The sequence below is a fragment of the Marinobacter salarius genome, assembly GCF_032922745.1.
In the GTDB taxonomy this organism is placed as follows: Bacteria; Pseudomonadota; Gammaproteobacteria; order Pseudomonadales; family Oleiphilaceae; genus Marinobacter.
The window spans coordinates 2,082,807-2,108,251 of the sequence record NZ_CP136693.1 but is presented as its reverse complement, the minus strand read 5'-3'; the positions used below and the strand labels follow the sequence as shown (position 1 = coordinate 2,108,251).

The following is a 25,445-nucleotide window of genomic DNA, read 5'->3' as shown; positions in this document are numbered from 1 at the left end:
GCTTTCAGCGCTTGGACACGCTATGGACTATTTTTCAGAAAGCATCAAGAAAGCCATTCGCACCGTGCCAGACTGGCCCAAGCCAGGCGTCGCCTTCCGCGACATCACCACCGTGCTCCAGGACCGCACCGCGTTCCGCAAGCTGATTGATGCCTTCGTTCACCGCTACCACGGCCACGATATTGATGCCGTTGCCGCCGTAGATGCCCGTGGTTTTATCATCGGCTCCGCCCTGGCCTATGAGCTGAACGCCTCGCTGGTACTGATCCGCAAGAAAGGCAAGCTGCCGTTCGATACCCTGGTGGAAGACTACGAACTGGAGTACGGCACCGCCTCGGTGGAACTGCACAAGGACGCCTTCAAGCCCGGCGACAACGTGGTGCTGGTGGACGACCTGATCGCCACCGGCGGCACCATGCTGGCCGCCTCACGGCTCATTCGCAGAATTGGCGCCGAGATCGTCGAAGTGGCTGCCATGATTGACCTCCCCGACCTGGGGGGCTCACGCAAGCTGCAGGACGAGGGGCTGAAGGTTTATACTGTTTGCTCTTTTGAGGGTGATTAGGGAGCGCCTCGCTCCCTTCCATAACGCACGACGGGAGCGGCCATGCCTGACTATCAGCACCACTGGAAAGATGGAACACCGGTTAACCTGCCCTTGGGCAAAATTGTCTGCATCGGACGCAACTACGCGGAACATGCGCGGGAGCTGAACAATCCGGTGCCGGATGAGCCCCTGCTGTTTATCAAACCGGCAACCTCCGCGGTGCACATCACCCGCCCCCTGGACTTCCCACGCAACCAGGGCGCGGTTCATTTTGAAACCGAGCTGGCCGTGCTGATCGGCCGCCCACTGACCAATGCGTCGGCCAGCGACGCCGAAGCCGCTATCCTTGGCTACGGCCTGGCGCTGGATCTGACGCTGCGGGACGTGCAATCCCGGCTCAAGGAGAAAGGCCAGCCCTGGGAACGCGCCAAGGCCTTTGATGGTGCCTGCCCACTGTCGCCCTTCGTGTGTATCGACCGTCTCCGCCGAGACCATCTCACCTTTACCCTCGACATCAACCGCGAACGCCAGCAAACCGGTGATACCCGGGATATGCTGAACCCGATCGTGCCATTGATTGCCCACATGAGCACCCAATTCACCCTGATGCCCGGCGATGTGGTTCTTACCGGTACACCAAAAGGCGTTGGCCCCCTGGAATCCGGCCAGATATTGTCTCTGGAACTGGAAGACGCCTTGTTTGTGGAGACCACCGTGCTCTAGGCTGGGCATGGGACATTGCGATCCTCCTCAGGTCCATCGGCTTTTCAGGACGTATAACAGGCATGGCAAAGAAACCGGTTACCACACGCAGCGGACGATTCTTCAGACTGGCAGGCATGACGGCGTCCGTGGCCGGACAGTACGCTGGCCAGCGCGCGCGCCGGATCTTCCGCAGTGAGGAAGATAACGAGGGCGCTCGCTCTGAGAGCTATACCCGCATGGCGGACCAGATTGTCGATACCCTGGGTGAGCTCAAGGGCGCGGTCATGAAAGTCGGCCAGATTGCCTCCCAGACCCAGGACTTTCTGCCCCGGGAATTCTCGGACGCTCTCGAACGCCTGCAGAAAGAGGCCCCGCCCATGCCGTTCGAGGTGATTGTCGGCCAGGTGGAGAGTGAACTGGGCAAACCGGTGTCGGAACTGTTCGAATATCTGCAGGAAAAACCCTACGCGGCGGCGTCCATCGGTCAGGTTCACCGGGCCCGTCTGCACGACGGCACCGATGTCATCGTCAAGGTTCAGTACCCCGGTGTGGACGAATCCTGCGACAGCGACCTGAAACAGCTACGAATGGCCCTGAAACTGGGCGGCCTGCTGAAAATGCCGAAAGAGCACGTCGACCAGCTGTTCGGCGAAATCCGGGTGCGGCTCAAAGAGGAACTGGATTACGAGAACGAGGCCCGCAACCTGAAGGAATTCCAGGCGTTCCATGCCAATGACGACTGGATCAAGATCCCGACTGTCTTTGCCAGCCATTCGTCCCGGCGGGTGCTGACTATGGAACTGGTGGAAGGCGACCATATCAGCCAGATAACCCCCGCAAGGTACGATCAGGGCACCATCAACCTGATCGGGCACCGCATCTTCACCATGATGGCGGACCAGCTGTTCCGCTACCAGTGCATCCACGGCGACCCTCACGCTGGCAACTTCGCCTATCGGCCGGGTGGCACCATCATCCTTTATGACTTTGGCTGCGTGAAAAAGCTGAAGCCGGAAATCGTCGAGGCCTATCGCAACGCCCTGGTCTCCGCCCTGGAAGAGGATTACGCCGCCCTGGATCGCCACTTGATTGCCCTTGGCGCTCGCGTGGAATCACAGCCGGCGGTGGACGAAGCCTACTATGCCATGTGGCGGGACATTCTGATTCAGCCCTTTGACAGCGATACGCCCTACGATTTTGCCGAGTCAGAGCTGCACAAGGACGTCGCCGCCAAGACCACCACCGTGTTCAAATACCTGGATTACTTCAAACCGCCGGTAGAGAGCATCTTTATCGACCGCATGATCGCCGGGCACTACTGGATGATGAAGCGGCTGGGGGTGCAGGCGGCATTTCGGGAGGAACTCGAGGAGTATCTGGCGTTATAACCCCAGCCCCTTCATCCACTCCGCAACCCCCTCACTGGCACCTTTGCGAATAACCTTCGCCCTCGAAAGGCTGGCCGGTTCACCAGGATCAATGACTGTTACCGGCACATCGACATCCACCAGATCCACCAGCCCGGCAGCGGGATAGACCTGCAGGGACGTGCCCACAATCAGCAGATGATCTGCGGTGGGCACGATCTCCGCTGCGGCCTCGATCATCGGCACTTCCTCGCCAAACCAAACAATATGTGGCCGAAGCTGGGAGCCCCGATCACAGGTGTCTCCAGGCTGTATGTCGTTGAATCCGATGTCGTAAACCAGTTCCGGATACATCGAACTGCGGGCCTTGGTCAACTCACCGTGCAAATGGATAACGTTACTGGAGCCACCCCGTTCGTGCAGGTTGTCCACATTCTGGGTAATGATCGTTACCCGGTAATGTTGCTCCAGTTCAGCCAGCAGGCGGTGGGCGTCATTCGGTTCTGCCGACTTCAGTTGCCAACGGCGTTCGTTGTAGAAGCGCAACACCAGTTCCTGATTTCGGGCAAAGGCTTCCGGCGTCGCCACGTCATATACACTGTGTTGTTCCCACAGGCCGCCATTGTCACGAAACGTGGAAAGTCCGCTTTCGGCGCTCATACCGGCGCCAGTGAGCACAACGATGTGATTTTTCATACAGCAACACTTTGATTGTCAGATGAATGTATTCAGAACCAGAGCTTCTCCGGCCTGCGCCGTTTCTCCACCCTCAGCCCATGCCTCTCCAGGATAGCAACCAGTTCCTCGGTGTCATCGATATTCAGGAAGGGTGCGAGTGAAATCTCCTCGCCCCGGAACTGCAGGTGAAGCTTTGGGGGAGTCCAGGGATGGCGAGGGATATCCTGCCATACGCGGGTATGGCGCCTGGGTAGCTCCCACTCCTGTTCCTTCTGAATCAGGCCTTTCTCCAGGCGGATCAGCTCCGGTGCGAAGGTCAGCACCTCGCGCCTCTGGCACCGGCGGGAGGTGTAATAAAACGCCGCCGCCAATGCGGTCAACTCGAGGCCGGCGAACGGTAATACCGGCCACGCCCCCGCCAGGAGCATGCCGGTGGAAATCATCAGGGAGAGGAACACGGCCGCAAGCCAAATGCGAATGTTGCCCCGCCAGTTCATGGACCGGTTGGGCGTCAGGAGAAAACAGTTGCCTTCACGCTGGGAAAGCTGCTCTACCATTCAGGTCGCTCCCAGGAGCCACCACCCGCATCGCCTGGACGCCTTCAGTCAAAAATCTTGCCGGGGTTCATCACACCCTTGGGGTCAAACACCTGCTTGATGCCCCTCAGGTAGGCAATTTCAGCGGCACTGCGCGTGTACTCCAGATACGGCTTCTTGGTCATGCCGACACCATGCTCGGCAGACACACTGCCCTGATAACGTTCGACAATCTCGAAGACCCATTTGTTCACCTGCTGGCATTTCTCAAAGAAATCCTCTTTGGCCATGTCTTCCGGTTTGAGGATGTTCAGGTGCAGGTTGCCGTCGCCGATGTGGCCGAACCATATAATCTCGAAATCCGGGTAGTGCTCGGTGACCACCGCGTCGATTTCCTGCAGGAATCCTGGCACCTTGGAAACCACCACAGAGATATCGTTCTTATACGGCGTACGCGGTGCAATGGACTCTGAAATGCGCTCCCGCAGTTGCCAAAGGTTCAGGGCCTGGGTTTCGCTCTGGCTGATAACGCCGTCCAGCACCCAGCCGTTTTCCACGCACTGCTCGAACAGCGCCATGGCATCGTCCATCACCTGGTCGGACACCGCCTCAAATTCCAGCAGCGCGTAGTACGGCGCCTCGGTTTCGAACGGCGCCTGCACCTGGCCATGGGCCAGTACATGCCCCATGGCCTGATGGGAGAAGAACTCGTAGGCGGTCAGGTCGATCTGCTTCTGGAACGCCTGCAGCACGTCCATGGTGTTGGTCAGGTCGTTCAGGCCCAGCACCAGCACGGTCAGGTTATCCGGCTTGCGAGAGAGCTTCATGGTGGCCTCGGTAATAAATCCGAGAGTGCCTTCCGCGCCGATAAACAGATGGCGCAGGTCGTACCCGGTGTTGTTCTTCGCCAGATCTTTGTTCAGATCGAGGATATCCCCCTTGCCGGTGACCACTTTCAGACCAGCCACCCAGTCCCGGCTCATGCCGTAGCGGATTACCTTGATACCACCGGCGTTGGTGGAGAGGTTGCCGCCAAGCTGGCTGGAACCGGCCGAGGCGAAATCCACGGGATAATACAAGCCGTTGTCCTCGGCGTAGGTCTGCAGTTGTTCCGTCACTACCCCGGCCTGGCACTTCACGGTGCGATCGCTGGCGCTGAAGTCCAGGACCTGGTTCATGTTGTCAAACGCCACCACAACCTCGCCATTGGCCGCCACGGCTCCGGCACTCAGGCCTGTGCGCCCGCCGGAAGGCACCAGAGCCACCTGGTTCTCGTTGGCAAACCTCACCAGCGCCTGTACCTGTTCCGTCGTCTTGGGCAAAACAATGGCCACGGGCCTGGGTGGATAGATCTTCGTCCAGTCCTTGCCGTAATTTTCCAGGTCGGCCGCGTCAGTCAGCACTTTTCCGGGGGTCTGGCCCGCTTCCATCAGGGCTTTGAGGGAGGCAACGATCTGTTCAGGATTCATGGATAGTCCGGTCTCGCAAAGGGTTAATCAGGGCGTCGGTAGGCAGAGTTGATTCAGGTGGTCCGACGCGCTGTGAAAATCTGCGTTTATGGTATCATACCGCCCCTGTTCTGTGAGCCCGCCCGCCAACAGCGGTCCTCACGGGTCATTTCATGTGACGAAAGGTTCGGAAGCAAGCCCATGTCAAATACGTCTCTTGAAAAGAGCAAAATCCGCATCCTGCTGCTGGAAGGCGTGCACCAGTCCGCCATTGATACCCTGAACGCCGCAGGCTATACCAACATCGAATTCCTGACTCATTCGCTGGCCGAAGACGAGCTGGTGGAGAAAATCGCCGACGCTCATTTCGTGGGTATCCGCTCACGCACCCAGCTGACCGAGAAGGTGTTCGACGCTGCCCAGAAGCTGGTAGCGGTGGGCTGTTTCTGCATTGGCACCAACCAGGTTGACCTTCAGGCGGCGACCCGTCGCGGTATCGCTGTTTTCAACGCACCTTTCTCCAACACCCGCAGTGTGGCGGAGCTGGTTCTGGCCCAGGCGATTCTGTTGCTGCGCGGCGTACCTGAGAAAAACGCCAAGGCCCACCGTGGTGAATGGCTGAAGTCCGCCAAGGACAGCTACGAAATCCGTGGCAAGAAGCTCGGCATCATCGGTTATGGCAACATCGGCACCCAGTTCAGTGTGCTGGCCGAAGGCCTGGGCATGGACGTGTACTTCTACGATGTGGTGTCCAAGCTGTCCATCGGCAATGCGACACAGGTAGGGACAATGCAGGAGCTGCTGAACACCTGCGATGTGATCAGCCTGCACGTTCCCGAAACGCCGTCCACCAAGTACATGTTCAAGGCCGAGCAGTTTGCCCAGATGAAGCCGGGCAGCATCCTGATGAACGCCTCCCGTGGCACCGTGGTCGACATTGACGCCCTGGCCGATGCCTTGGGCAGTGGCAAGCTCCTGGGCGCCGCCATTGATGTCTTCCCGGTTGAGCCCAAGTCCAACAATGAAGAGTTCATCTCCCCACTGCGCGAGTTCGATAACGTGATCCTGACTCCGCACGTCGGTGGCTCCACCATCGAGGCCCAGGAAAACATTGGCCGCGAAGTGGCGGAAAAGCTGGCCATGTACAGCGACAACGGCACCTCTGTCTCCTCCGTGAACTTCCCTGAGGTGGCCCTGCCCTCGCATCCGAACCAGCACCGCCTGCTGCACATCCACGAAAACGTGCCGGGCGTGATGTCGGAAATCAACCAGGTGTTCTCGGAAAACGGCATCAACATCTGTGGCCAGTACCTGCAAACCAAGGAAGACATTGGTTACGTGGTCATTGACGTCGACAAGGAATACGGTGAGCTGGCACTGGAGAAATTGCTGAAAGTGAAAGGCACTATTCGCTGTCGCGTACTGTTCTGATCCTGACGAATTCAGGACCATAAAAAACCGGGGCCAACGAGTCCCGGTTTTTTATGGCTGATTGGGCCAAGTCCCCCAATATAACGGCTTCTTTATCTGCTTTTAGGCGCTTTGACCTTGAGATGTCATCAGATGCAACCATGATGGAAGTGAACACTTTTACATTGCATCAGACATCTATCCCAAGGAGCATTTCATGTCACTGAAGGAGTCACTGCAGAAAAAGCTCGAAACCCAGACTGAATACTGGAGCAAGCAGATTCAGACCCTACAGGCGGACGCCGAAGAGAAGATGGCAAAAGCTGAAGATGATCAGGCGGAAGCTGAAATACAGAAAGACTTCTCCGAGCGGATCGAAGCATTGCAGAACCGCGTGGAGGAAGCACGGAACAAGATTTCCGAAATACGGGATTCGGGGGAAGACCAGTTGAAGGATCTTAAAGCAAGAATTGACGAATGGCTTCCAGGCGGGAACAACTAAGAACAGATAGAGGAAAGCGACTCCGGACACGGACATGGTCCGGAGCCGCTCAATCAGCCTGGGCTGATGTTACTGCATGGGAACCAACGTCAGCTCAACGCGACGGTTCTGTTCACGGCCGCCAGCAGTATCGTTAGAGGCAATCGGATAACGCGGACCATAACCAACCGCCCGGGTACGCTTCGGTTCAATACCCTGATTCAACAGGAAATCCCTCACTGAACCGGCACGGCGCTCACTCAGCAGCTGATTGTAATCCCGGGAGCCAGTGCTGTCGGTATGGCCTTCAATCTGAATAATGGTCTTGTCGAATTCCTTCAACACCAGCGCCACCGATTCCAGTGTATTACTGAACGACGGTTTGATGGTGGACTGGTTGACGTCGAAGGTAATGTTGCCGGGCATGACCAATTCAATTTCGTCACCATTCCTTATAACGCGAACGCCAGAACCCTCGAGTTTGCGGCGCAACTGCGCTTCCTGCTTATCCATGTAGTAGCCGATACCACCACCAATGGCCGCACCGGACGCAGCACCGATCAGCGCACCTTTACCGCGATCACTGCTGCTGGACGTTGCAGCGCCTACAGCGGCGCCACCAATGGCGCCGATAATGCTACCCTTTGTGGCACTCGAGGTTTTCTCTTCCCCGGTGTACGGGTCATATGTCATACAGCCGCCCAAACCAACGGTGGCGACGGCAAAAGCAACAATCGTTTTCTTCACGGCATTCTCCAAAGTCTTTAGAAGAGAGGACTTTTCACGGCATGTTACCGTTTTCGGGTTTTCCTTAACTGGCCTCTGAAAGAGACCCGTCATGGTCGTTTTCAAACGTATCCACGATGGTATTGAATACGGTTGCCTGTAGATCCTGGGCTTCATTCACTAAGTGATGACGCCCATCCGGTATTCTGAGTTCCTCCACGGAGGAAAATTTATTGCGGATTATCCGCAGATTGTGCTGCCAGTCCACGGTCAAATCCTTCTCGCCCTGAACCACGGTAATCGGAAATTCAACGGGCCGGGCGGACTCTATATGCGGAACCCACTGCCTCAGTGCCGACACCCAATCCACATGCACTGCCCTGGCTTGTAGCGGATCGTAGTCCCTGAGAAATTTCAGGAAACGCGAATTCCCGCTATTGGCACCAAACGCCCGTCGCCACCTGGAAATAAAGGGCCTCGCCAGACTGTGCAGAATTTTTGCCCCCAGCCAGCCAGCAGGCCGAACGAGGGGTGCCAGCAGTACCACCCGACGAAAGTCCGACGTTTCCCGAGTGTGATGGTTCGTCAGTAGATAGTCGATCAGGATGGCCCCACCTGTACTCTGACCAACCGCATACCAGGGCGCCCGCAGCCTGTCTCTCACATTGGCCATGACATCCGTCAGCACCGCCTGATACTCCAGAAAACTGCCGATTGCCGCCGGCGTACCACTGGAGAGGCCATGCCCGGGCTGGTCATAGGCCAGTACGTCAAAGCCGGCGCCCAGGCACCGGTCAATCAACTGGCTGTACAACCCAACATGATCAAAGTACCCGTGCAGAATAAACACGGTGCCCTTGGGCTTTTTCTGCGCCGGAAGACAGAAATAATGGACCATCACCTGGTGCCGGTCCGCCATCACATAACCCTGGCGATAGCTGACCTCCGGATGCTCCACCCAGAGGTCCAAGCCATAGAAGCGACAGTACGCGACCATATCCTCGCTGAGCGGCTCCTGACTTTCCGGCTCAAATGGCGCCAGCCGCTCCAGCAGTGATGCCCTGTTCCAGTTGGGAATTTCTATGGTATCTGTTTTCCAGTACACGTAGAGTTACACGCCTGTCATGAATGGGTATGAAAATAGCAGTGTGCCTACCTTAAGCTTGGCGCTTAGATTAGCACACCACAACCCCGGAGTTGCCGATGATACAAACAGTCCTGGAAGCCGGTTTGCGCCAGACCATGAACAGACTGGTTCGTCCTCTGCTGCACCCCGCGATCCCCGTTGCCCTGCAACGTCGGTTGATCAGCAAGGCCTACCTGACGTCAATCCCGCCACGCGGTACCCGGTTCGACGACATCCAGGCAGAGGGGTTTTCGATCACTCGGGCCTGTCACAGCGACAACCCTCACGGGGTCGTACTGTATTTTCATGGCGGTGGTTACATCATCGGCTCGCCAAGAACACACCGTGGAATAACCGGCCACCTTTCGAAATTCAGTGGCGCGATGGTGGTTACTCCCGACTACCGACTGGCACCGGAAAACCCCTTCCCCGCGGCACTGGACGATGCCGAAACGGTTTACCGCGCTTTGCTGGACGAAGGGCATCCGCCAGCAACCCTTTGCCTGGCGGGCGATTCAGCCGGCGGTGGACTTGCCGTAGCCCTGGCCATGCGACTGCGCGATAAAGGCCTGCCCTTGCCTTCTTCACTGATGGTGCTTTCTCCCTGGACCGACCTTTCCCACCAGCACCTTTGCTCGCCTGAATGTGAGCCGGTCCTGCAGAAACCGTGGATCGACAAGTCCGCGCGCCTGTACTGCGGCAACACACCGCCGTCCGAGCCTCTCATTTCACCGGTATATGGCGACCTTTCCGGCCTTCCGCCGTTGCTGATACAGGTGGGCAGTCAGGAAATCCTGCTGAACGATGCCCGGCGCCTGGCGGACGCGGCCAGCCGTGACAGTGTCGATACACGTCTGGAAATCTATAACGGTCTCTGGCACGTTTTCCAGGTCCACGCGGGGCAACTGGACCGGGCCACCGAGGCCCTGCAAACCGCTGGAGCGTTTATACGCCAGCATCTGTCGAGTTGACCGGGAGGACAAAATCCCCACGAATCAGCGCTTCCTTCTGCCTGCGCGGCCATTGTTTGATCTGCCACTCAAGTTTCGAAGCCGTCGCCCTGTCCGTAGTCTCTGCGAAAAATGCGAGCTCAAGGGGACCTTTGCCCCGCAGGCTACGGGCCCCTTTTGGTGCACCGGCCTGATGTTCGGCAAAGCGCCGCGCCACATCGGTTGTGATCCCCGTGTAAAGAGCCCCTTTGGCGGTCCGTACCATGTAGATGAACCACTGGCTCATACCGATGAAGCCCTCGCCATTGTCTCCCGGGTTTTACGTTGCTGAATCCACAGCCCCGCAACGATCAACACCAGACCAACGTATGTGGATGGCAGAATGATCTCGCCAAGAATGAAATAGATGAACACCAGCGACAGGAACGGTGAGATAAAGATGAGGTTACTCACCCTGGCGGTGTTTTCCGCCTTCTTCATGGCGTAGGACCAGAGCACAAACGCAATTCCCATTTCGAACACACCCACGTATGTGGCCGCCAACAGGCCTGTTGTGGGGTTGAAATCGAAACCATCCGTCACCCCGCAAATCACCACGATCACCGGAAGACCGCAGAGAAAATTCAGGAACAGACCAACTACCGGATCCCGGGTATCCCGAGTCGCGATGATCCAGTAGGACGCCCAGACCAGGGTACTGCCAATGGCCAGGCCCACACCAAGAGGGTCGGAGAACGTTAGCGACAACACATCGCCACGGGTTGCGATAACGACGACTCCGCTGTAGCAAATCAACCCGGCGATGATATCGGCACGTCGCAGTCGTTGCCCCAGAAAGGGCACCGACAGATAGGCCAGCACCAGCGCCCAGGTGTAATTCAGGGGTTGCGCCTCCTGGGCAGGCAGCCGGTCAAACGCACCGAACAGCAGGAAATAGTACAGACAAGGATTGATAAGCCCCATACCGAAAGACTGCAGATATTGGCGGCGCGACAGTTCGAAGACAAGGTGCCACCGACGTTGCGCGACCAGAATAAGCGCCATCACTATTACCGATGCGGAACAGGCGACCACCAGCATCTGGACCGGGGTCAATTCCCGCAATGACAACTTGAACGCGGTGGCCACCGTTGACCAGAGCAATACCGTTCCAAGGCCGTAAAGCATTGCCTGTTTCTGGTTAGTCATGAGCAGTGTCCTTTTCCGCATCAAGCCAACGATAGAGCGTACGCCGGTTTACCCCAAGTATCTGGGCCGCACGGCGTTTATTGCCCTCCACAGCATCGATAACGCGCACAACATAGTCCTGCTGGACCTGTTCCAAGGTGGGCCAATCCGCCAGGTTTCCGGACGGCAGCACCGGCCGGCCTTCAGCAGACTCTGTCTGGCGCTTGCGAATACGGGCCGGCAGATGTTCCGGCAACACCACATCACCGTCGCAGAAGGTCACTGCCCGCTCAATCGCGCTGGCCAGTTCCCTGACATTGCCGGGAAACGGGTAGTCCGCCAACATTCGAGCGGACACTTCACCCAGCTGGAGGAATCCGCGCTGGTGACGACGAGCCGAATCCCGCAGGAAATTCATGGCAAGCAGATCGACATCGTCATCCCGGTCCCTCAATGGCGGCACCATCAGGGTCAGGGTTTCCAGGCGATAGTAAAGGTCCTCGCGGAAACCACCCTGCTCCACAGCCCTGACCAGGTCCTGATGGGTGGCCGCAATAATTCGCACATTTACAGCCTCTTCGTGGTCAGACCCCACCGGTTTGATCGTGCCTTCCTGCAGAACACGCAGCAACTTCGCCTGAAGAGCAAGCGGCATCTCGCCAATTTCGTCCAGCAGCAGCGTGCCACCGTTCGCTTCGGCAAACAGCCCCCTGCGGGCAGATTTTGCGCCGGTAAAGGCACCGGCTTCGTGGCCGAAGAATTCGCTCTCCATCAGTTCATGGGGAATGCCTGCGCAGTTGACCGGTATAAACGGTCCCTGCCGGCGCTCACTCTCATCATGAATGGCTCTGGCGACAAGCTCCTTGCCAGTGCCACTCTCACCACTTACCAGGACGGCCGCTTGGCTACGGGCCACCTGTCGTATTTCATTCCTCAACCGCTCCATCGCCCGGCTTTCCCCCACCAGCCCCAGCGCACTGTCATTTTCACTCTGTGATTTGTAGCGCGCGAGCTCACTGGTCACCGCCGCATGAGCCAGCAGGCGTTTGATCTTCAGGCGAAGATGATCGGTCGACAGCGGCTTGGTGAGAAAGTCATCGGCACCGGCCTTAAGCGCCTCTACCGCCTGATCGACCGTGCCGAAGGCTGTGATGATGATAAAAGGAACCGAGTGACCTTCCGCCTGCAGTTGCCGCAATATTGCCAGGCCGTCGCCATCCGGCAACCGGAGGTCCGACACGATGAGGTCCGGCCGCCATTCCCGCAATCCGTTGCAGCCCTCCGCAACGGTTGCCGCGCTGCGTACCGCATAACCATCCACCTCAAGCTCCTCCGACAGAAGCGTCCGCAAACTGGCATCGTCTTCCACCAGCAGGATCGAAGCAGGTCTAGCTTTCATGATGGGCCTCCGTCGACTCCATGCGTTTGTCATACACCGGCCAGAACGTTGACATCCGGCACCCGCCGTCCGCGCTCGTTCCAACCTCAATCCGACCACCATGCTCCTTGATCACACTGCCGACTACCGCAAGCCCCAGACCGGTCCCTTCACCCGCCGCACGAGTACTGAAGAAAGGCTCGAAAATCTGCTCCCGCAGCGAGTCATCGACACCCGGGCCATCATCATCCACCCGCAATTCCCAGTATCCTTCGAAGGGTATAACAGACACGATCACCCGTGACTGAGCCGCCTGACACGCGTTGCGGACAAGGTTCAGACAGGCCATTTCCAGGCGCGTTGGCTCGGCCAGAACGCCGGCGCTGGCCTCTGGAATATCGGTACAGATCTCAACGCCATGGCACTTGGGCTCATCGCAGGCCCGCGCGGTCAGTTCGCGAACGGTGGCCACCAGATCGGTTTCCCGGCGGGAGTCCGGCACATGGCGAAAACAATCGAGCAGCTGCTGGATAATCAATGTCATCCGTTCAACCTGATGCTCGATATCTCTCAAATGTCGTCGATCACTGTTTGCCAGGTCGCCCCGCCCAAGGATATTGGCGCGGCCCTGGATGACATTCAGCGGCGCACCCAGCTCATGAGCAACACCACCGGCAACCCGGCCAATCATGGCGACCTTCTCCTGATACTTCAGTTGTTCTGACAGCTCCCGCTCGCGCTCAACGCTCTCCCGGATTTCATTTTCCGCAACCGCCATACGGGCACCCATGTCTTGCAAACCTTCGTGGATCTGTCTCAGTTCCCTCGGCCCTGCGGGATGCCCATCAATTTGCCAACGCCCGGGTGCCATCCGCTCCATCAATTCCAACAGCCGGCTGACATGGCGACCGACAGCACCGTAATGCCCCAGAACAACCACCAGAATGACCATCAACGACACCACCGACCAGATACTGACGGCCCAGATTCGGCTCGATGCCACCAACTCATGGAAGTCGCTACGTTTTCGGGTCACCTGAAGCAACCCTTGGATTCGACCGTCGGGGGCAACCAGCGGCGTAAATTGCGAGAATACCGACACTCCGTCGACCCTGCGAAATGCACCGTCCAGCTTGCCACTGGCTATCGCGCGTTCGGCACTGTCGCTCCGCGTAACATCACTGTCCGCTACACCGAGGCTGGCGATCTGCTGCCCGTCTTCATCAAACACCGAGGCACCAAACACCCGGCCGATACGGAAGATGGATTTCAGCGATTCCCCCAGAACAATTTCATCGCCATCGGACATGGCCTGGGAAAGCGGACCACTGACCGCCCGGGCCACAAGCTCCAGATCCTCCCGCAAACGGTCATTCAGGTTACGTTCAACGGCACCGAGTCCCACATAGATGGCAACCCCGCTGAATATCATCAACGGTACAACCATGCTCAGCACCAAGGTCAAGCGCAGCGAGCGAAACATGTCCCGCGCTCTTGATACAGGCGTTTTCATAATGCGCTCCGACAAAGTGTCACACAGGTATGCCACATGTGGCATTTAGCCACAACACACATTACTCAAAGGTAACACCAAATAGCCATCAAGATATTGTTTTAAATGATTTTTTTGAAGATTAAAAAGATGGCACAGAGCTTGATTGTGCAACACCAACGTTCGAGGAATCGCATTCCTTTCAACGTCAGACTGCATTCGATGACACGGTGCAGTCCCTTCAACGCAAAAGGAGAACGCCATGAACAAATTTCTCGTTTCACTGACTGCATCCCTGGCACTGCTGGCGGCGGGCCCCGCACTGGCGCAGGAAAACCAGCAAAGCCCCGAAGCGACCAATCCCAACGGCGGATACAGTGACCCCGCGTCAGCCGGCACTCAGAAAACCAACTTTACCGACGAGGAACTGAAGCAATTCGTTGAGGCTCAGGAAGGGATCAACAATATCCGTGATGAGTATATGGAAAAAATCGAAGCGGCTGATTCCCAGAAAAAAGCTCAGGAACTACAGATGGAAGCCAACGATGAGATGGTGACAGAGATTGAGGATTCCGGCATGGATATCCCCACTTATAATTCCATCGCAACCGCTTACAACAGTGAACCCCAGGTTCGGAATCGTGTTGATGCACTGATGTAAGCCGTCTCCCCACATTGGTTGCTTCAGGCCCTGCTATGACAGGGCCTTTTTGATTCTGCAAACGAGGTCGCGATGGCCATAATCAACGTTGATTGTGGTATCTTGTCGGCATGATTTTGTAGAGACCAATGGAGACAAACCATGCGAAGATTCTGCCGCGGGCTAACCCCATTGCTCTTGACGGTTATGCTTGTCCTGGCAGGATGTTCAGACAGCCCGGCACCGGCGTCCGGCGGCGACAATGATGAGAAACCATCCTACCCCGTTACCTGGCGCTTTGCCCTTGAGGAAATTGAAGGCAGCGTACAACACCGTTATGCCCTTGAATTCAAGGACCGTATCGAGCGTATCTCTGATGGCAACATCCTCGTTGATGTTTTTCCCTATGGCTCTATTGGCACGTCACTCCAACTGACGGATCTCGCCCGGGAAGGCTCAGTCCATCTCGCTTTCGCCTCCCCCGGCCACCTGGCCAACGTTATTCCCGAGGTGGGCGTATTCACCCTCCATTATCTATTGTCTGATGACGAAGAAGTGAATCGTGGCGTGCTCGCCAGCGATGATTTGAAGCAACTGTTCCACGAGCCCTACGAGGAGCAGGGCCTCAAGCTTCATGGTTTCGTACCTGAGGGCTGGATGGTCTGGACCGCCAACAAGCCCTTGCGGAGCCCCGCGGATTTCGACGGACTCACCATCCGCACCATGACTTCGGACATCGCTGAAGAGACCTATAGAACCTATGGCGCCACAACCAGCCAGGTTCCTTTTTCGCAGGTCTACAGCGACCTTCAGTTACGCCGCATTGACGGGCAGGCCAACCCTGTTTTCGCCATTGAAGAGATGGGATTCTACGAAGTCCAGGGTGTGATGACGTTTGCCAGACCTGCCCAGTTTGTCACCTCCGTGGTTTCCAATACGTCGTGGTTTGACGCCCTTCCCGAAGACCAGAAACTCTGGCTGGAAGATGCGATGGATGAGATCGCACCGCTGGCTTACGAGGTACAGGCTGAACTCAATGCAAGCCGTCTCGATACCATCAAGGAAAACAGCAGCATCCGTGTGGTTGAATTGACCGAGGATGAGCGGGACCGCTTCCGTGAGGCCAGCCGGCCGGCCCGCAAGGCCTATATACGTATGGCTGGTGAGCGTGGAGCAGCCATCCTGGACCAACTCCTGACAATGGTCAGCACAACAGAATCCGCAATACCAGCAACGGATACGACCGCCCAATAGCGCTATTCAGGCACCAGCCAGCTGCTGTTCGATGACAGGCCCAGACAGCGATCACCGGAAACCGTATTCATCATCTCCGCAAGCCGGGTGTCGAATCCCCAGGGCGGGTTCACCACCAGCACTCCGGACCCGGACATTCCACGTTGCGGGGCCCGGTTAAGTGCAACTTCGCTGCACAACACCTTGCGCACGGGCCCCTCAGACACCGCATCCTTTAATTGCTTGTGGGGGAAACCCGCCAGAATCGGATACCAGATCAGATACACGCCATGACGGCATTTCTGCCACGCTCGCGCCAAGGTGTTCGCCACTTCTTCATAGTCGCTTTTGATCTCGTATGAAGGGTCCGTTAGCACCAGCAACCTTGGTTGCCTGGGCGGCAGATGGCGAAGCAACCCCTTTAATCCATCCTCCTGAAAGACCTTGACCCGGGAATGCCCGGCAGCCCACTGCCCCAGGGTTTCGCCTTCGGCGGGGTGCAACTCGAAGGCGGTCAGGGTGTCCTGCTCCCGCAGGTAACGGAGGAACCAGCACGGCGACCCCGGATAGCTCGCCAATTGCCCGTCCTTCCCCTCCCCCGAGGCCAACCCAGCCAGGACAGCCTGCCAGTCGTCGGAATGCAGCTCGGCTCGAAGCGGCCAGACCTTCTGGATCCCTGCGGCGGCTTCGCCGGTTTTAAGCGCCCTTTCTCCCGCAAGATCGTAGCTGGCACTACCGGCATGAGTATCGAAGCAGGCGATAGCAGACGATTTGGCCTGCATCATCCTGACCGCTAGCGTTAAGGCAGCGTGCTTGTGAACATCGGCAAAATTACCGGCATGAAACGCGTGGAGGTAACTCAGCATTACAGACTCCTGACGATAGGGGCACCATTAGGCTACAGCTGGAGCAGATTTGGCAAACATTTCCAACGATCCGGGATCACTCTCAGTCCAATAATCCCCCTCCGCCCAATAATCCCCAGCCAAGTCAACAAAGTTGAAAATCATTCTCACATTCGTTGCAACCTCCCACCCGCTCTTTATAATGCGAATAATAATACGTTTTATTTAATTAACAGCGAAAGGATATCGAAATGGCCCTGCCCTCAAACGCATCACGCATCCCCCTGGCGCTCGCTATCTCTGCGACGCTGCTGGCAGCCTGCAGTAGCGGCGACGAAACCGCATCCACCTCTTCGGCAACCAAAGAGTCGACGGCAGCAGAAGCCATCACCAAATCCGATGTCGTGGAACACTACGCCGACCTGGCCCATGCGAATTTCGAAGACGCGCTGACCGCCGCGCAGTCCCTCGACAGCACAATAGACACCTTCCTGAAAAGCCCGACCGAAGAAAACCTGAAAAAGGCGAAACAGGCCTGGCTGGCTTCCCGGGTGCCCTATCAGCAGACCGAGGTGTTCCGCTTTGGTAACGCCGTGGTTGATGACTGGGAAGGGCAACTGAATGCCTGGCCGCTGGACGAAGGCCTGATTGATTACGTAAAGGAAGATGGCTACCAGTACGAATTGGGCAACGAGGGCGCTACAGCAAACATTATTGCCAGCACGGAAATCAATATTGGCGGCACGACGGTCGATGCTTCCAGCCTGACCCCGGACCTGCTGGCGGAGCTGAACGAAATCGGAGGCTCGGAGGCCAACGTGGCCTCTGGATACCATGCCATTGAATTCCTGCTGTGGGGTCAGGACCTGCACGGCTTCGATCGCGGCGCCGGACAGCGCCCTGCTACGGACTACGCCCAGGGCGAGGACTGCACCCACGGCAATTGCGACCGCCGCGCCGCCTACCTGGATGCAGCGACCGATCTGTTGATCACCGATCTGGAGTGGATGGTTGCACAGTGGGCACCCGGCCCGGAAGACAACTATCGCTCCCAGTTGCTCGCCGAAGCACCGGATGCCGCTGTACAGAAAATGTTCTTCGGCATGGGCTCCCTGTCCCTGGGTGAGCTTGCCGGTGAGCGCATGAAAGTCGCCCTGGAAGCCAATTCCTACGAGGATGAGCACGACTGCTTTAGCGACAACACCCACAACTCCCATTACTACAACGGCCAGGGCGTGGCCAACATCTACTCCGGCAGCTACACCCGGATTGACGGCTCTGAACTGACAGGTCCTTCCCTGTCCGATCTGGTTGCCGAGCTCAACCCGGAACTGAACGAGACACTGAGCCAGCAGTTCGAAGAGTCGATGGGGGCGCTGCAAACCATGAAATCCAGTGCCGAAGCCGAGTCAGAGCCGATGAAATTCGATATGATGATCGCGCCAGGCAATGAGAAAGGCGCGAAGATCATAAACGGCGCGATTATGGCGCTGGTGGCACAAACCGGTTCCATTGAACAGGCCGCCCGCGAACTGGGCATCGACTCGCTCAAGCCTGATGACGCCGGCCATACCTTCTAGCTGATCCACTAACCAGCTTATCCACTAAAAAGTAACGACACGTTGTAGAGAAACCATGCGCCAACGCCCCCTGCTACTGCTGACCTTGTCTTCGGGAGTGGCCGTAGCAGCGGCCTTCGCCATGGCCACTGCCCAGGACCCTTATCCGATCCAGGCGACGGTCAAGACCGGGGGCGAAGGCACTGTGGATCAGTTCGATCACAATGCCTATTCCCTGCCCCAGGCTAACCTGTCCATGACCAGGCGCCTGGATTTCAGTGTCGGCAACAGTTTCTTCCGCAACCCCTGGGTCGAAGCCCCTGCCAGCACGGATGCCCGCGATGGCCTGGGGCCACTGTTCAACACAAACTCCTGCCAGGGCTGTCACATAAAGGATGGCCGCGGACATCCTCCGGGCGCTGACGACAAACCTGTATCCCTGTTCCTCCGCCTCGCCGTGCCGGCCGATCCCGATCAGGATGCGGATATCCTGAAGACCCACGGATTCAAACCGGCTCCCGTGTACGGCAGCCAGTTGCAAACCGCCGCCCTCCCGGCCTCCAAACCTGAAGCCGACCTGGTGATCGAATGGAAATCGGTGACAGAGACGCTTTCGGACGGCACCGAAATAGAACTACGAAAACCGGTCTACCGGATCGAGAACCCTAACTATGGCCCGCTCCCGGAAGACCTGCTGGTGTCTCCACGGGTGGCTCCACAGATGATTGGCATGGGTCTTCTGGAAGCCATACCGCTTGAGGACCTTCAGGCACTGGCGGATCCGGAGGATACGGACAACGACGGCCTCTCCGGCAAACTCAATCAAGTCTGGGACCTGGACAGCCAGCAAACCGTGCCGGGTCGATTTGGCTGGAAAGCTGCCGAACCAAACGTTCATCAGCAAAGTATGGGGGCGTTTGCCGGAGACATGGGGCTGACGTCCACCATCAAACCGGCAACCGATTGTACGCCCGAGCAGAACTGTAAGCGCTTCACCAACGGCGGCAGCCCGGAAGTGAGTGACAAGGTGAGCAACTTCGTAACCTTCTATGCCAAAAGCCTGGCAGTGCCCGCACGCCGTAACCTGGAAAATGTGTCCGTTCAACAAGGTGCGGAACTGTTCAATGAAACCGGCTGCGCCGGCTGCCATACACCAAGGCACACTACCGGCACCGCCCCAGGTCGCCCGGACCTCAGCAACCAGACCATATGGCCCTATACTGATCTGCTCTTGCATGACATGGGTTCGGCGCTTGCCGATGGTCGGGATGAATTCCTGGCCAACGGCAACGAATGGCGGACACCCCCGCTCTGGGGAATCGGCCTGGCTCAACGAGTCAATCCGCAGTCCGGGTTCCTCCACGACGGGCGGGCGCGAACACTCGAAGAAGCCGTGCTCTGGCACGGGGGCGAGGCCGGACCGGCTGCTGAACGTTACCGTCAGATGCCCATCGAAGACCGGGAGGCACTCCTGGATTTCCTGCATTCTCTCTGAGGACACGCCATGCAACTATTGACGAAAACCGTGGGCATTTGCGCGCTGATACTGGCTCCAATTGCCGGCATGGCTGCCAGCCAGCCTGGAACGAGCAACAACGCGGAACAGCAATGGCACCGGGGTATTCTCGCGGGTTACCAGTCTCTGGTCGCCGAAGCAGGCGACTTGTCCATTGCCGCTGCGGACTACTGCAGTGCGCCGGAACAGGCGTCACGCGATGCCCTTGAGCAAGCCTGGCTGAACGCCTTCCTGGCGTGGCAACGTGTCCGTTATGTGGACTTTGGCCCGGTCGAGAGCGACAACCTTGCCTGGCAGTTCCAGTTCTGGCCCGACCCGAAAAACCTCATTGCCCGCAAAGCCAGCTATCTGCTGAACTCGGAAGACCCGATATCGGGTGAGGTCGTTGCCGAGTCCGGCGTGGCCGTTCAGGGCTTTCCAATGCTGGAGTACCTGTTGTACGACGAACCATTGAACGCCAGCGACAATGCCCTACCTGCGGAAAAGACCTGCGGCCTGCTGAGGGCGGTTGCCAGCCACATCGAAGCCAATGGCCAGCAACTCAGTGATCAATGGCAGGCGTTCCGTGAGGATTACCTGGCCACGGAACAATACCGCGACACCACCATCCGTGCCGGCATGGCGGCCCTGGAGATTCTGGAGGATCGTCGACTTGCCCAGCCCATGGGCCTCCGTGGGAACGGCAAGCGCTCCGTCTACGCCGCCGATGCCTGGCGTAGCGGAGGCAGTCTGAAGACCATTGAAGCAACCATCCACGGCCTGGAGCAGTCTTTCCTACCGGGTCTGACACAGCTGCTCAAAGAAAGCGAACAGCCGCAACTGGGTCCACGAATTGAAAACCAGTTCAAGGACGTTCAGGAGCACTTCCCGGAACTCCATCGCCCCATGACTGAACTGCTTTCCAATGACAACGCCTTTTCCCTGCTCCAGGGCTTCTACGTTGACGTTTCCCAGTTAACCACGCTGATCAATGATCAGGCAGCGGTTGAACTCGGCGTCATTCGCGGCTTCAATTCCAGCGACGGCGACTGATGAGCAGCAACAGACAACCCGGAGGTGCGCTTATCAACCGCAGACAATTACTGAAAGCGGGTATGGCGGGAGGACTGGCAGCCACCCTGTCCGGCTGCAGCCTGCTGCCTCGGAAAGCGGATTACGCGCCAGAACAGTACGTCGGCGCCGTGGGACTGCCCGGGGGCAAGTTCGGCATTAGTGCCATCAACCGCAAAGGTCAACCCGTATGGGAGTCGCCGGTCGACACCCGTTGCCACAGCGGCTGTGCACGACCCGCGGGCTCACAGGTCCTCTTTTTCGAACGCCGGCCCGGCTGGGCGTTTTACGCGTTCGATGCCCTCAGCGGCAACAGGACCCATCGCGTCAAGGCAGCCTCCGGGGAACACTTTGTCGGTCATGGAGTATTCTCCCCCGACGGCCGCTGGCTCTATGTCACCGCCAGCCGCTACGAGCCGGGGCAAGGCATTATTGCCGTCTATGACGCGGAGCAGAATTATCAGCGGGTCGATACCTTTGAGCTTCAGGGCATTGGCCCCCATGAACTGACACTGCACCCGGACGGGGAAACACTGGTGATCGGCCTCGGCGGCATACTGACCCACCCCGACTACGATCGCCTCAAGCTGAACCTCGACACCATGGAACCTGCGCTGATCCTGATGAACCGCCATAGCGGTCGGATTATTGGGCGATTCAACCCTGCCCATCACCAGCAAAGCGCCCGTCACGTCAGTACCGGTTCTAACAGCCGGGTGTACGTTGCCTACCAGTACCAGGGCCCGCTTCACGAGTCCCCCGCCCTCATCGCCCGGCTGGAAGGCGGTCAGCTTCAGGAAATCCGATTCGATGAGGATACCCAGGCAGCACTGGCCAACTACATCGCCAGCGTTATTGCCCATCCCGAGAATGACCTTGTCGCTGCCGCGTCGCCGGTGGGCGGCACCGCCGTGGTGTTCAATGGCATCACTGGCGAACTGCTGGCCAGGGCGTCCATACCCGACTGCGCTGGCGTCCAGGCCTTGGCAGGAGGCGATTTCCTGATCTCCTCCGGACGCGGAAAACTGGTGCGTCTGGGGCAGGACAATCAATCACGGCAAATCGCCGATCTGCCGGTCCAGTGGGACCACCACCTGGTCTGAATCACCCGCAACGCGGCCCTCCTGCCTTAAGGCAACTCGCCTTAGCTGGTATCCTTATAAGCCATTTGTTCAGGAGGACGGCAACTTGCCCGCCAGAAACACGGACACCCTCGACCAGGTTTACAGCCTGATTGCCAACGAAGAAGACGCCCGGGTCTGCACGGACATCCCCGATGAAGCCTGCCGTGAGGTGCCACGCAACTTCTTCCTGATCCTCGGCAGCAACGTGCTGACCAAACTGGGTGACTTGCTGATCAGCCCCAAGACCGTGCTGGCTTGGCTTTTAAGCGCGATTGGGGCACCTGCCCTGGTGGCCTGGCTGGTCCCGATCCGTGAGTCCGGCTCTATGATTCCGCAAATGGTGATCGGTGCCTGGGTCCGGCGCAAGCCTGTGCGTAAATGGTTCTGGACCCTGGGAAGCTTTGGTCAGGCGGCCAGCGTTCTGGGCATGGCAGCGAGTGTCTGGTTCCTGGAGGGCTATGCCGCGGGCGCCGGCGTGGTGGGTGCATTGGTGCTGTTTTCCCTGGCCCGGGGATTTTGCTCGGTGTCCATGAAGGACGTGCAGGGAAAATGCATCCCGAAGAAACGCCGGGGGCGGCTGTCTGGCCTGGCCTCCACCATCGGTGGGACCGCAACGGTCATCCTGACCGCCTTGCTGTTCTGGGACCGGGGTGACCCTGGCGTACTTTTCTACACCCTCCTGCTCTTGTTGGCTGCCTGCCTCTGGATCATTGCCGGCTTTCTATTCGCCTCCGTTGACGAATACGAGGGCGAAACCGGCGGTGGTGGCAATGCCCTCGGTGACGCGCTCAAAAGCCTGTCCCTTCTCAGGGACGACGCGCCCTTCCGGCACTTCGTGATTACCCGTGCCCTGCTGTTGTGCTCGGCGCTGGCGTCACCCTACTTCGTCGTGCTCGCCCAGAAAAACTCGGACACCGGCTGGCTTCTGGGCGTCTTTCTGCTGGCAAGCAGCCTCGCCAGTTCCATCAGTGCCAGTGTGTGGGGTTGGATGGCGGACGAGTCCAGCCGTCGGGTAATGATTCGCGGTGCCATTGTCGCCAGTGGCGCCTGCCTGACGGTGGGCCTGACCGCTTTGTTTGCGGGCGAAGCAACCTCCAGCGTCTGGTTCTATCCCGCGGGGTTCTTCGTGCTGAGCATTGCGCATGCGGGGGTTCGACTGGGACGTAAAACGTATCTGGTGGATATGGCCGGCGGCAACAAACGCACCGACTATACCTCCGTGAGCAATACCGTTATTGGGGTGCTGTTGCTGGCGACTGGCGGGCTGACAGCGCTGGTATCGATGATATCGGATGTAGCGGTGATACTGACGCTGGGCGCCATGGGGCTGGCCGGTGCCATCAGCGCCACCCGGTTAAGGGAAGTGACCGAGGATCAGTGAGGTTCCGGTGGCTTCCCGTCATTCAAAGCCAGGGCGCCTTTCACAATGCGGTAGATGATCCAGATGGAGATACCCAGCAACACAAACCAGCCAACGATCAGTGGCGTCGTCACAATGCCAATCACCGTCCATAACAGCCCGATCCAGAAGGTCCGTATCTGCCAACGGAAATGAGGCTCTATCCAGGTGCTATTTACGTCATCGAGCTTGACGTAGTTGATGATCACGCCCACCAGACCGGTGATGCCGCCGACAAAGAACGACAGCGCCTGCAGAATATAAACCAGCACCGCCAGGTTGCGGCCTGGCTCTTCACGTCGTGCTATGGGGTCTGCATTGGCGGGGATGTATTCGTGCTCGGACAAGTCACTCTCCTCTGGCTCCACACCCGCAGTGTATCACAGCAACAGAAGCCGGAAACCGCTGGGGCTCAGCGGCTATCCGGCTTGTAACCCAGGCGGAAGCCGCCCCAGTGATTGCCATTCACGTAGACCGGCACTGACAGGTCATGCATGACTTCGCCAGTATCCCGGCGGTAGGTCTGTAGGAGCATATTCTGGGTATGACTACCACACCGGGCACCGGTGCGGTCGTTGAACAGCCGCTTGCTGCGACTCTTGACCAGATCCACTTTCGAGTCACCCGTTGGTGCGTGGGCGAAATCGCGGTTATGAGTCGGCACATAGCCATCCGGCGCTGCGGCAATCGCGAAAACCATCGACGGGTGAGCGCCTTTAACCGCTTCCTGCACGGTTGGCAGTTGCTGATCCGTGAATCGGTCAAAGCTGCTCGAATACTTCTGCGGATCAGTCTTGGGAATGGGTGTCCTCTTTTTATCAAACAGAGCACTTTCCGCCAGTTGTCCATCTCGAACCGCCTGCTCGAAAAGCTTACCAATCCGCTCCGCACCCTGACGAGCCTGGTCGTAGAAGAATCTGTGGTAGCTTTCATCACTGTTTAATGCAAACGCCGCGTTGGCTTCTTCCGCCAGTTCCATCAGTGTCGCTGCCTGCTGGGCGAGCGACGCAACGCTGGTATCGCTCTCGGTAATCTGATCCCGAACCGTTTCAATGGCCGACGATACCTGTTCCAGGCTCTGCTCGTTGTTCTGGTCGATCTCGGCAATGCGCGCCACCTGTTGCTGCACACGGTCAGATTGATCGCGAATCTGATCCAGGCGCTCGCCAACGCTTTCAACCGACTCCAGGCCGGATTCCACGCTCTTGGCCAGGTCCTCAATCCGCGAGACAATCAGGGAGGTATCGGAACGTATTTCCTGCAGTGTTTCGGCCACCTCACCGGTTGCCTGGGCGGTTCGCCCGGCCAATTGCCTGACCTCGTCGGCAACCACCGCAAAGCCCCGCCCCTGATCGCCGGCACGCGCGGCCTCAATTGCCGCGTTCAAGGCCAGCAGGTTGGTTTGCTCCGCAATACCCTGAATGGTGGTGGTGACACCCTGGATCTTGTTGGATTTTTCGTTGAGTTCCTGGATCAGCCTCAGGTTCTCACTGGACTGTTCATGCACCGCCCGTACACTGTCGATGGCTGATGACAATGCGTCACGGCCCTCAACGCTGACCTGGCGGTTCTGCAGAGCCATGGTCGCAGCATCGGTGGCCTGCTGGGCAGATTCACGCACACTCTCGGTAATCTGCCCCGCGTACTCCGCCATCTGCGCAGTTTCGCTGACCTGCCGGTCCAGGCGAATCTTCAGTTGATCGGCCGCGTAGGACACCTGGGCTGCAGAGATGGCACTCCTGTCGGCACTGCCGGACAGTGTTTCCACCAGTGCCCGCCCTGCTTTGGCATCTGCGAGGAGGCTTGCACACTGTTTGCCCAGGGGACTACCCGCTGGCAGCTCACCTGCGTTGAGTTGCTTGATGGAACGTTCAACCGGTTCCAGCACGCGTAAAACCAGAAACGCGGTGGCGACGACCAGACCAATAACCACGCCCGCCACCAGCGACGCGCTATCCAATCCTATCAACGGCGCCACCATGAAAGCCCCAAAGGCGACAACAACAGCGACTGACACCCCCGCAACCAGAACAGGCCGGCTGAGCAACCCCATATCCACCTCATTGTT

25 protein-coding genes are annotated in these 25,445 nt (G+C 58.1%); 13 read left to right on the top strand and 12 right to left on the bottom strand.

The genetic code is table 11. The annotated features are described in order from the left end of the window. Nucleotides 1-22 precede the first annotated feature (22 nt). The 3 genes from R1T46_RS09785 to R1T46_RS09775 all read left to right on the top strand — a co-directional run bounded on the left by R1T46_RS09785 (nt 23) and on the right by R1T46_RS09775 (nt 2,640). The gene (locus R1T46_RS09785) at nt 23-565 is read left to right on the top strand and encodes an adenine phosphoribosyltransferase (protein WP_317308111.1); all 543 of its coding nucleotides are present in this window, start codon (nt 23-25) and stop codon (nt 563-565) included. A gap of 42 nt (nt 566-607) precedes the next feature. Further along, entirely contained in the window at nt 608-1,270 is a 663-nt protein-coding gene (locus R1T46_RS09780) for a fumarylacetoacetate hydrolase family protein (protein ID WP_126811953.1), read from the top strand. A 62-nt stretch (nt 1,271-1,332) separates the two neighbouring features. Beyond that, complete coding sequence (locus R1T46_RS09775) at nt 1,333-2,640, top strand: AarF/ABC1/UbiB kinase family protein (protein ID WP_317308110.1); 1,308 nt, start codon at nt 1,333-1,335, stop codon at nt 2,638-2,640. On the opposite strand, the gene R1T46_RS09770 is transcribed toward R1T46_RS09775, so the two are convergent. The 3 genes from R1T46_RS09770 to R1T46_RS09760 are packed head-to-tail and all read right to left on the bottom strand — an operon-like array spanning nt 2,635 to nt 5,302. Then, nucleotides 2,635-3,315, bottom strand: a complete 681-nt coding sequence (locus tag R1T46_RS09770; RefSeq protein WP_317308109.1) for an SIR2 family NAD-dependent protein deacylase — start codon at nt 3,313-3,315, stop codon at nt 2,635-2,637. The genes R1T46_RS09775 and R1T46_RS09770 overlap by 6 nt on opposite strands. Nucleotides 3,316-3,347: 32 nt before the next feature. Further along, nucleotides 3,348-3,854 carry a DUF2244 domain-containing protein gene (locus R1T46_RS09765; protein ID WP_317308108.1) on the bottom strand — a complete coding sequence of 169 codons (507 nt, stop codon included), beginning with the start codon at nt 3,852-3,854 and terminating at the stop codon, nt 3,348-3,350. Between the two features lie 44 nt (nt 3,855-3,898). Beyond that, nucleotides 3,899-5,302, bottom strand: a complete 1,404-nt coding sequence (locus R1T46_RS09760) for an FAD-binding oxidoreductase (RefSeq protein ID WP_317308107.1) — start codon at nt 5,300-5,302, stop codon at nt 3,899-3,901. 180 nt (nt 5,303-5,482) lie between these two features. Here R1T46_RS09760 and serA point away from each other — a divergent pair, with 180 nt between their 5' ends. Together serA and R1T46_RS09750 are read left to right on the top strand one after the other, a co-directional pair. After that, entirely contained in the window at nt 5,483-6,712 is a 1,230-nt protein-coding gene (gene serA, locus R1T46_RS09755; protein ID WP_317308106.1) for a phosphoglycerate dehydrogenase, read from the top strand. A gap of 196 nt (nt 6,713-6,908) precedes the next feature. Next, nucleotides 6,909-7,193, top strand: a complete 285-nt coding sequence (locus R1T46_RS09750; protein WP_278367366.1) for a hypothetical protein — start codon at nt 6,909-6,911, stop codon at nt 7,191-7,193. A gap of 69 nt (nt 7,194-7,262) precedes the next feature. Here the strand turns inward: R1T46_RS09750 and R1T46_RS09745 are convergent, their stop codons facing one another. Next, a complete protein-coding gene (locus tag R1T46_RS09745; protein WP_278367365.1) occupies nt 7,263-7,919 on the bottom strand; it encodes an OmpA family protein in 657 nt (218 codons plus the stop codon). A 64-nt stretch (nt 7,920-7,983) separates the two neighbouring features. After that, nucleotides 7,984-9,003 (bottom strand): alpha/beta hydrolase, encoded by a 1,020-nt coding sequence (locus R1T46_RS09740; protein WP_317308105.1) that lies wholly within the window; start codon nt 9,001-9,003, stop codon nt 7,984-7,986. A 98-nt stretch (nt 9,004-9,101) separates the two neighbouring features. On the opposite strand from R1T46_RS09740, the gene R1T46_RS09735 reads away from it, so the two are divergent. After that, nucleotides 9,102-9,995: an alpha/beta hydrolase gene (locus tag R1T46_RS09735; RefSeq protein ID WP_317308104.1), complete on the top strand. Its 894-nt coding sequence runs from the start codon at nt 9,102-9,104 to the stop codon at nt 9,993-9,995. On the opposite strand, the gene R1T46_RS09730 is transcribed toward R1T46_RS09735, so the two are convergent. Genes R1T46_RS09730 through R1T46_RS09715 form a run of 4 tightly spaced genes read right to left on the bottom strand, consistent with a single transcriptional unit; the run spans nt 9,970 to nt 14,032 of the window. Continuing rightward, nucleotides 9,970-10,260, bottom strand: a complete 291-nt coding sequence (locus R1T46_RS09730; protein WP_317308103.1) for a GIY-YIG nuclease family protein — start codon at nt 10,258-10,260, stop codon at nt 9,970-9,972. The genes R1T46_RS09735 and R1T46_RS09730 overlap by 26 nt on opposite strands. After that, nucleotides 10,257-11,162, bottom strand: coding sequence for a DMT family transporter (locus R1T46_RS09725; RefSeq protein WP_036209597.1), 906 nt, complete (start codon nt 11,160-11,162; stop codon nt 10,257-10,259). Before R1T46_RS09725 ends, R1T46_RS09730 begins: the two co-directional genes overlap by 4 nt. After that, complete coding sequence (locus tag R1T46_RS09720; protein WP_317308102.1) at nt 11,155-12,540, bottom strand: sigma-54 dependent transcriptional regulator; 1,386 nt, start codon at nt 12,538-12,540, stop codon at nt 11,155-11,157. The genes R1T46_RS09725 and R1T46_RS09720 overlap by 8 nt, the downstream gene beginning before the upstream one ends. Further along, entirely contained in the window at nt 12,530-14,032 is a 1,503-nt protein-coding gene (locus R1T46_RS09715) for an ATP-binding protein (protein WP_317308101.1), read from the bottom strand. The genes R1T46_RS09720 and R1T46_RS09715 overlap by 11 nt, the downstream gene beginning before the upstream one ends. Nucleotides 14,033-14,273: 241 nt before the next feature. On the opposite strand from R1T46_RS09715, the gene R1T46_RS09710 reads away from it, so the two are divergent. Both R1T46_RS09710 and dctP read left to right on the top strand, forming a co-directional pair. Then, nucleotides 14,274-14,672: a DUF4168 domain-containing protein gene (locus R1T46_RS09710; protein WP_126811944.1), complete on the top strand. Its 399-nt coding sequence runs from the start codon at nt 14,274-14,276 to the stop codon at nt 14,670-14,672. Between the two features lie 141 nt (nt 14,673-14,813). Further along, nucleotides 14,814-15,905 (top strand): TRAP transporter substrate-binding protein DctP, encoded by a 1,092-nt coding sequence (gene dctP / locus R1T46_RS09705; protein WP_317308100.1) that lies wholly within the window; start codon nt 14,814-14,816, stop codon nt 15,903-15,905. A 2-nt stretch (nt 15,906-15,907) separates the two neighbouring features. Here the strand turns inward: dctP and R1T46_RS09700 are convergent, their stop codons facing one another. Continuing rightward, on the bottom strand, nt 15,908-16,750 hold the full coding sequence (locus tag R1T46_RS09700) for a 23S rRNA (adenine(2030)-N(6))-methyltransferase RlmJ (RefSeq protein WP_317308099.1): 843 nt from the start codon (nt 16,748-16,750) through the stop codon (nt 15,908-15,910). 230 nt (nt 16,751-16,980) lie between these two features. Between R1T46_RS09700 and R1T46_RS09695 the strand changes: the two genes are divergently transcribed. From R1T46_RS09695 to R1T46_RS09675, 5 genes are all read left to right on the top strand, one after another. After that, entirely contained in the window at nt 16,981-18,309 is a 1,329-nt protein-coding gene (locus R1T46_RS09695; protein WP_317308098.1) for an imelysin family protein, read from the top strand. Between the two features lie 55 nt (nt 18,310-18,364). Then, entirely contained in the window at nt 18,365-19,783 is a 1,419-nt protein-coding gene (locus tag R1T46_RS09690) for a di-heme oxidoredictase family protein (protein ID WP_317308097.1), read from the top strand. Between the two features lie 9 nt (nt 19,784-19,792). Next, nucleotides 19,793-20,836: an imelysin family protein gene (locus tag R1T46_RS09685; RefSeq protein ID WP_317308096.1), complete on the top strand. Its 1,044-nt coding sequence runs from the start codon at nt 19,793-19,795 to the stop codon at nt 20,834-20,836. After that, on the top strand, nt 20,836-21,957 hold the full coding sequence (locus tag R1T46_RS09680) for a DUF1513 domain-containing protein (RefSeq protein ID WP_317308095.1): 1,122 nt from the start codon (nt 20,836-20,838) through the stop codon (nt 21,955-21,957). The genes R1T46_RS09685 and R1T46_RS09680 overlap by 1 nt, the downstream gene beginning before the upstream one ends. An 85-nt stretch (nt 21,958-22,042) precedes the next feature. Continuing rightward, entirely contained in the window at nt 22,043-23,359 is a 1,317-nt protein-coding gene (locus R1T46_RS09675; protein ID WP_317308094.1) for an MFS transporter, read from the top strand. On the opposite strand, the gene R1T46_RS09670 is transcribed toward R1T46_RS09675, so the two are convergent. Both R1T46_RS09670 and R1T46_RS09665 read right to left on the bottom strand, forming a co-directional pair. Beyond that, nucleotides 23,353-23,724, bottom strand: coding sequence for a hypothetical protein (locus R1T46_RS09670; RefSeq protein WP_317308093.1), 372 nt, complete (start codon nt 23,722-23,724; stop codon nt 23,353-23,355). The genes R1T46_RS09675 and R1T46_RS09670 overlap by 7 nt on opposite strands. 65 nt (nt 23,725-23,789) lie before the next feature. Further along, nucleotides 23,790-25,430 carry a methyl-accepting chemotaxis protein gene (locus R1T46_RS09665; RefSeq protein ID WP_317308092.1) on the bottom strand — a complete coding sequence of 547 codons (1,641 nt, stop codon included), beginning with the start codon at nt 25,428-25,430 and terminating at the stop codon, nt 23,790-23,792. Nucleotides 25,431-25,445 lie beyond the last annotated feature (15 nt).

Bases quoted from the DNA above. Each gene is read 5' to 3' on its own strand.
- R1T46_RS09785 (WP_317308111.1), top strand. From the start codon at position 23: ATGGACTATTTTTCAGAAAGCATCAAGAAAGCCATTCGCACCGTGCCA.
- R1T46_RS09780 (WP_126811953.1), top strand. From the start codon at position 608: ATGCCTGACTATCAGCACCACTGGAAAGATGGAACACCGGTTAACCTG.
- R1T46_RS09775 (WP_317308110.1), top strand. From the start codon at position 1,333: ATGGCAAAGAAACCGGTTACCACACGCAGCGGACGATTCTTCAGACTG.
- R1T46_RS09770 (WP_317308109.1), bottom strand. From the start codon at position 3,315: ATGAAAAATCACATCGTTGTGCTCACTGGCGCCGGTATGAGCGCCGAA.
- R1T46_RS09765 (WP_317308108.1), bottom strand. From the start codon at position 3,854: ATGGTAGAGCAGCTTTCCCAGCGTGAAGGCAACTGTTTTCTCCTGACG.
- R1T46_RS09760 (WP_317308107.1), bottom strand. From the start codon at position 5,302: ATGAATCCTGAACAGATCGTTGCCTCCCTCAAAGCCCTGATGGAAGCG.
- serA (WP_317308106.1), top strand. From the start codon at position 5,483: ATGTCAAATACGTCTCTTGAAAAGAGCAAAATCCGCATCCTGCTGCTG.
- R1T46_RS09750 (WP_278367366.1), top strand. From the start codon at position 6,909: ATGTCACTGAAGGAGTCACTGCAGAAAAAGCTCGAAACCCAGACTGAA.
- R1T46_RS09735 (WP_317308104.1), top strand. From the start codon at position 9,102: ATGATACAAACAGTCCTGGAAGCCGGTTTGCGCCAGACCATGAACAGA.
- R1T46_RS09730 (WP_317308103.1), bottom strand. From the start codon at position 10,260: ATGAGCCAGTGGTTCATCTACATGGTACGGACCGCCAAAGGGGCTCTT.
- R1T46_RS09725 (WP_036209597.1), bottom strand. From the start codon at position 11,162: ATGACTAACCAGAAACAGGCAATGCTTTACGGCCTTGGAACGGTATTG.
- R1T46_RS09720 (WP_317308102.1), bottom strand. From the start codon at position 12,540: ATGAAAGCTAGACCTGCTTCGATCCTGCTGGTGGAAGACGATGCCAGT.
- R1T46_RS09715 (WP_317308101.1), bottom strand. From the start codon at position 14,032: ATGAAAACGCCTGTATCAAGAGCGCGGGACATGTTTCGCTCGCTGCGC.
- R1T46_RS09710 (WP_126811944.1), top strand. From the start codon at position 14,274: ATGAACAAATTTCTCGTTTCACTGACTGCATCCCTGGCACTGCTGGCG.
- dctP (WP_317308100.1), top strand. From the start codon at position 14,814: ATGCGAAGATTCTGCCGCGGGCTAACCCCATTGCTCTTGACGGTTATG.
- R1T46_RS09700 (WP_317308099.1), bottom strand. From the start codon at position 16,750: ATGCTGAGTTACCTCCACGCGTTTCATGCCGGTAATTTTGCCGATGTT.
- R1T46_RS09695 (WP_317308098.1), top strand. From the start codon at position 16,981: ATGGCCCTGCCCTCAAACGCATCACGCATCCCCCTGGCGCTCGCTATC.
- R1T46_RS09690 (WP_317308097.1), top strand. From the start codon at position 18,365: ATGCGCCAACGCCCCCTGCTACTGCTGACCTTGTCTTCGGGAGTGGCC.
- R1T46_RS09685 (WP_317308096.1), top strand. From the start codon at position 19,793: ATGCAACTATTGACGAAAACCGTGGGCATTTGCGCGCTGATACTGGCT.
- R1T46_RS09680 (WP_317308095.1), top strand. From the start codon at position 20,836: ATGAGCAGCAACAGACAACCCGGAGGTGCGCTTATCAACCGCAGACAA.
- R1T46_RS09665 (WP_317308092.1), bottom strand. From the start codon at position 25,430: ATGGGGTTGCTCAGCCGGCCTGTTCTGGTTGCGGGGGTGTCAGTCGCT.